This is a genomic window from Olsenella sp. CU969 (genome assembly GCF_905219715.1).
Taxonomy (GTDB): domain Bacteria; phylum Actinomycetota; class Coriobacteriia; order Coriobacteriales; family Atopobiaceae; genus Granulimonas; species Granulimonas faecalis.
The window spans coordinates 1-5,583 of the sequence record NZ_CAJMXC010000009.1; the positions used below are offsets into that span (position 1 = coordinate 1).

The following is a 5,583-nucleotide window of genomic DNA, read 5'->3' on the forward strand; positions in this document are numbered from 1 at the left end:
GAGCGCGTGGGGCTCATGGGCCCCAGCGGCAGCGGAAAGAGCACGCTCGCGTGCATCGCGGCGGGGCTCCTCTCCCCCGACGGGGGCCATGTGCGGTTTGACGGCGTGGAGCACCCCGGGAAGGGTCGCTTGCCGAGGGGCCGGTCGGCCGCGGCGAGGCGGGCCTGGCTGGGGATGCAGATGGTCTTTCAAGACCCGGAGGCGTCGTTTATCCCGACCATGCGCCTGGGCGACGCCGTCTTCGAGGGGGCCCGCTACCTGCCGCGGTTCAAGGGGGCCGACAAGGACCGCCTGGTGAGGGAGGCACTCGAGGCCGTGGAGCTGCCCGGGTCCTACGCGGAGAGGTTCCCGTACGAGCTCTCCGGCGGGGAATGCCAGCGGGCGGCGATCGCACGGGCCGNCATAGGCAGGCCCAAGCTCCTCCTGTGCGACGAGGCCACGAGCGCCCTGGACGTCACCGTCCAGGCCAAGGTCATGGCGCTGCTTGGGAGGGTCCACCGGGAGCTGGGCACGGCGTTTCTCTTCATCAGCCACAACCCGGCCCTGGTGGGCGGGTTCTGCGACCGCATCTACCGGCTAGGAGGCGGCCGCATCACGGAGGAGCTGGAGGCCTGCGAGCGGGCGTAGGGCTGCCGAGGGGCCTTAGCCAGAGGGTGCGCCAAGTGGCCACTTGGTGCGGCCCCCAGGGACGGCTTTGTCTCGCAGGACGACGTGTGCCCCCTGCACCCATTTGGAGCTGGAAGCCGAGCCACATTCACCCAGCCTCCTCTGACCCCACTTGCGGGTGACCTCCGGACCGAAAAACGCATCCTCAGCGAAGGGGCTCCATACAGATCAACGGCCTAGCTTCCCTTACCATAGATTGCCTTATACCGCACGTTATGCATAAGTCACTATGAGGGGCTAAAGCATGACCACCATGATGCCGAGAGAGAAGCTCGTTAAGTTCGGNCNTGCGCATNTTACAGACGAGGAGCTGCTGCGCATCCTCATCGGAAGTGGAAACAAGCAAGTATCTGCTCACGACATTGCAAGGCAGGTGCTCAAGCTTCTCAAAGAAAAAGGAAGCTCCGTCACCTACGGAGAGCTTTCCTCCATAAAGGGCATGGGTGCAGCCAAAACAAGCGAGGTCATCGCGTTATTCGAGCTCGGCCGGCGATATCTCATGCCCACAGAGAGCCCCGTCATCTCTTGCACCGACGACGCTGTAGCCCAACTCAGTGCCATTCGCGATAAGAAGCAGGAGCACTTCGTGGTGCTCACTTTGGACGGTGCGAACCGACTCATCAGCAACACGACCATCTTCCAAGGCACTCTCAATCAGAGCCTAGTGCANCCTCAAGAGATCTTTGCAANGGCCCTCGAAGACAGAGCCGCNAGCATTATCGTCGCTCACAACCNCCCGAGCGGGACGNCGCAACCCTCAGCCGAGGACCTAGAGACCACCGCCAAGCTCAAGGAAGCCGGTGAACTCCTGGGGATCAAGGTGCTCGAACACATCATCGTGACCAAATTCGACCACCTGAGCATCTAGTCCTCGATTTGCGCCATCTCTGTTTTGTAATTAACGACAATCACGATTCTTCATTGACATCCCATTCAGGATGGCTATCCTTATATTGCAATTACCTGATAGCACAAAAAAGGATGGCTCCTATGGAACGACTGGCCGGCCTAGCGGGCCTAAAAAGCGGATCGCCGCAATCACGCATCGAGGAAACATCGGACCCCAACGCCCCGACCTACTACTTCTACGGCCAAGAAGAGCTTGAGGCGGACCTATTCGGCGAGGATTCATCCTCTCATGGCGCACGGTTTATCAAGACCAATGACGACGTGCTTACCTTGCAGACGGGCGATCTGGTCTTCAGCCTCATCTCCGGGAAGGCGACGACGGTCGGGCGGCCCCACGACGGCTTCCTCTTCACCCAAAACTACGTGCGCATCACTCCGCCATCCACGATTGATGCAAATTACCTCGCCTACCTGCTTAACGAGGACAGCAGCACCAGACACCAGTTGCTCGCTGGACGGCAGGGATCAAAGCTCCTAAAGAGCACCGTTAGACAGTTGTCCGAGCTCGAGATCGCAGGTATTCCCTCACTCGAAGTTCAGAAGACGATCGGATCGCTTTACAGAAACCAGCTCAAATTGGAGTCTCTGAAGAAACAGCAGGCAATGCTGGAAACGAAGTTTGTGCTAGCACGAATGAAGGGGGCACATTAGCCGTGAACGAACTCCAGTTCGAGAACGATCTTATTCAGTACCTCTGCAATGGAACCATCGCGAGCCCACAGGAGGGCGACGAGAGCCCGTGGGGAGTTGTACGCGAGCCGGCAAGCTACGTTGCCAAGACCAAGCGATGGAAGTACGAACCGGAAATCAAGACTGCCGACCAGCTCTGGGACAACTTCAAAAAAATACTCGAGCGCCACAACCAGGACACCCTCGACAACCCACTGAGCACGGTTGAGTTTAACCAGGTAAAACGCATTATTTCCGACCTGGAGACCCCATATCAGGCCGGTCAGTTCCTTTACGGCATGAACGGTGTCTCGCAGATCGAAGTCGATCTCGATGACGGCCGCCACGTGTTTCTCACTGTGTTCGACCAAAAGCAAATCGGCGCGGGCGACACCGTTTACCAAGTGGTGAACCAGATTCGCCGCCCCGCAAAGATAACCGGCAAAAGAGACTGTCGCTTCGACACCACGTTACTCATCAACGGGCTTCCCGTGATTCAAATAGAGGAAAAGACCGAGACGCACGATGTCAATGAAGCCCTCAATCAGATGGAACAGTACATCGATGAAGGCCAGTACCGCGACATCTTCTCGACTCTGCAAATTCTTGTAGCCATCACGCCCAATAACGTGAAGTACATGGCCAACACCACCGCAGACCGCTTCAATAAGGACTTTGCCTTCAACTGGCAGCGCAAAAGCGACAACACAGTGGTACGCAATTGGAAAGAGTTCGCAGACTCTATGCTCTCCATTCCCATGGCTCACCAGATGGCTACCAATTACATGATTCTTGACGGCACTAAGAACAAGGAAAGCCTCAAGGTCATGCGCCCGTACCAGGTGTATGCGACACAGAACGTGATCGACGGCCTCAAACGGGTCGACTTTGAGCTGGGAGTGAACAAGGTCGGCTACATCTGGCACACCACAGGCTCGGGCAAGACAATCACGAGTTTCAAAACGGCATGGCTCGCCAGCCGCATGCCCAAAATCGACAAGGTGGTCTTCCTCGTCGATCGCATCGCACTCACCAAACAAACGAGCGAAAACTATCGCGCCTATGACCCGGACGCAGACGACGAGATGCCCTCGAGTGTACAGGACACCCAGAACACGGGAGATTTGAGCCGCAAACTCAAGTCGAAGGACAACGGAATCATCGTCACTTCGGTGCAGAAACTCGACCGCCTGGTAAAGCGCAAGTCGTTCAAGTCTCCGGATAAGAACATCGTCTTTATCGTTGACGAGGCCCACCGCTCCACCGGAGGCGAGTCATTCAAGGCCATCCAGCAGGCGTTCAAGCATGCGGCATGGGTCGGCTATACGGGCACTCCAATGTTCGACGACGCCCCGTCTCTGCGAACCGAGGACATCTTCGGCAAGCTGCTCCATTCTTATACGATCCGCGAGGCCATCGCGGACAAAAACGTACTCGGTTTTAAGGTGGACTTTGAGACCACTATCAATGAGCAAGAAATGCGAGAGAAATACCTCCCTAGTTTTTATAGGCAGCAGCACCCGGATTGGTCCGATGAACAGATCCAGGAAAAGATCNACAACATGACCCCTGAGGACATGGACGATGCCGTGGAGCCGTCTTTCTACGACGAGAACGACGACCACGTAGCCCTGGTGGTGCAAGACATCTTTAACATCTGGCGTAACCGCTCAAACGACGGCAAATACAACGCGCTGCTCACCACCCACGTTGGTGGCGGCAAGGCCAGCACCCCCATGGCGATGAAGTATTTCCGAGAGTTCCAACGTATGAACGCCGAGCGCGCGAATGAGGGCAAGGATACCCTCAAGGTAGCGGTTACGTTCAGCCAGAACACGTCGAACAACGATACTCAGCTAGAAACCAACAAGGGGCTCTTTGAGGCTATCCAGGCCTACAACGAGGAATTCGGCACCANCTTTGGCATGGCCGATGTCTCTAGTTACACCCAAGACCTCACCACGCGCCTCAACCGCACCGTAAAAGACGGGAACTTTCTCGATCTTGTTATCGTGGTGGACCAACTCCTGACCGGCTTCGATGCCCCGGAGCTCAATACGCTCTACGTCGACCGAACGCTCAAAGGAGCCGGGCTCATCCAGGCGTACTCGCGCACAAACCGTATTGCCGACCTACAGGAAAAGCCGTGGGGACGCATTGTCAACTATCGCTGGCCCGCCCACAACGAGAGGCTCATGAACGAGGCCTTGGCCGTGTACGCCAACAAAGACTCGGCCGATCTTACCGACGAGCAGCGTAGTGAGCAAAACGTTGAGGACGGAATCACTGCGCCTGAATTTGAGGACATGCTCGAGGCGGTTCGAGGAAAGGTTGACAAACTCCGCGATCTGACAAGCGACTTCAACGAGCTCCCGCCATCGGAGGCCCAAAAGGACTTCATGCTCGACCTGTTGCGGGAATACAACCGCGGCATGGCCAAGCTCAAGCAGTACACAACCGTGAACGGTGAGGACGGATTCGACTACGACGATCCCGACAAGATCGTTGAAGCACTCGGGATGACACCGGATGAGGAGACAAGGCTCACCACTGTCCTCGCAAACGAGCTCAAGGAGCACCTCGCCAAAGAGAAACGCATCCCCATCCAACAGCTTGAGCTCCAGATGACACACATCAAGGATGTCGAAGTCAACTACGACTATCTGGCCGAGTTGGTCGAGCAGTTGATGAACCAGGTGCATGAGAACAAGGTTGACGAGGCAATGGCGACACAGGAAGAAATCCGCCAGTTTGCCAACGGCCTCGAGGACCGTTCCTATGCGACAAAGATCATCAAGGCAGCCGCGGCTATTGTGAGCAAGGAGTACCCGCCCGCAGACGCAAAGATCGACTATCCCGTGAAGCTGGATGACTGCGGCCCCATTATTCAAGATGCCAACAACGCGAGTCTGGACAGGCGCTTTCTGCGGTTTAGGGTCAAGTGGGGCATCACCGAGATTGTCCCGAATGCGAAGATGCACGAGATGTTCAGCCATCACCGCTACGGCCAGCAGGACCTGGACGATACTGGATGGATAAAATTCATATTGTCTCAGGCATCCGAAGGCTATAAGCAGATCGCTGAGAGCGAAGAAGTCCAGGCACTCTCAAAGATCAAGTATCGCAATGCCCTGCGAGAGGCGATCTACGAGCTCGCCGACGACCTAGTTATGGAGTAGAAGGGATGCAAATGGACGAAAAGAAGCCAAGTGTTCCAAAGCTCCGCTTTCCCGGTTTTACTGACCCTTGGGAACAGCGGAATCTGAGTGACTACCTTGATGTGTCGAGCAACAAGAACCGTGACGGAGCCTTTTCGAAGGAGCAGGTACTGTCANTTTC

Annotated in this window: 4 protein-coding genes; all 4 read left to right on the forward strand. The window is 56.4% G+C overall.

Annotation, left to right across the window (positions count from 1 at the left end; all coding sequences use genetic code 11):
• The coding region (locus JX283_RS01940) for an ABC transporter ATP-binding protein (RefSeq protein ID WP_204829099.1) at window positions 1-627 on the forward strand (627 nt) is incomplete at its 5' end.
• A 283-nt stretch (window positions 628-910) separates the two neighbouring features.
• Window positions 911-1,534, forward strand: coding sequence for a DNA repair protein RadC (gene radC / locus JX283_RS01945; protein WP_204829100.1), 624 nt, complete (start codon window positions 911-913; stop codon window positions 1,532-1,534).
• 122 nt (window positions 1,535-1,656) lie between these two features.
• Window positions 1,657-2,226, forward strand: coding sequence for a restriction endonuclease subunit S (locus tag JX283_RS01950; protein WP_204407399.1), 570 nt, complete (start codon window positions 1,657-1,659; stop codon window positions 2,224-2,226).
• A gap of 2 nt (window positions 2,227-2,228) precedes the next feature.
• Window positions 2,229-5,423: a type I restriction endonuclease subunit R gene (locus JX283_RS01955; RefSeq protein ID WP_204829101.1), complete on the forward strand. Its 3,195-nt coding sequence runs from the start codon at window positions 2,229-2,231 to the stop codon at window positions 5,421-5,423.
• Window positions 5,424-5,583 lie beyond the last annotated feature (160 nt).

Excerpts from the sequence above, each read along its gene's own strand:
- JX283_RS01950 (WP_204407399.1), top strand. The coding sequence starts at position 1,657 with ATGGAACGACTGGCCGGCCTAGCGGGCCTAAAAAGCGGATCGCCGCAA.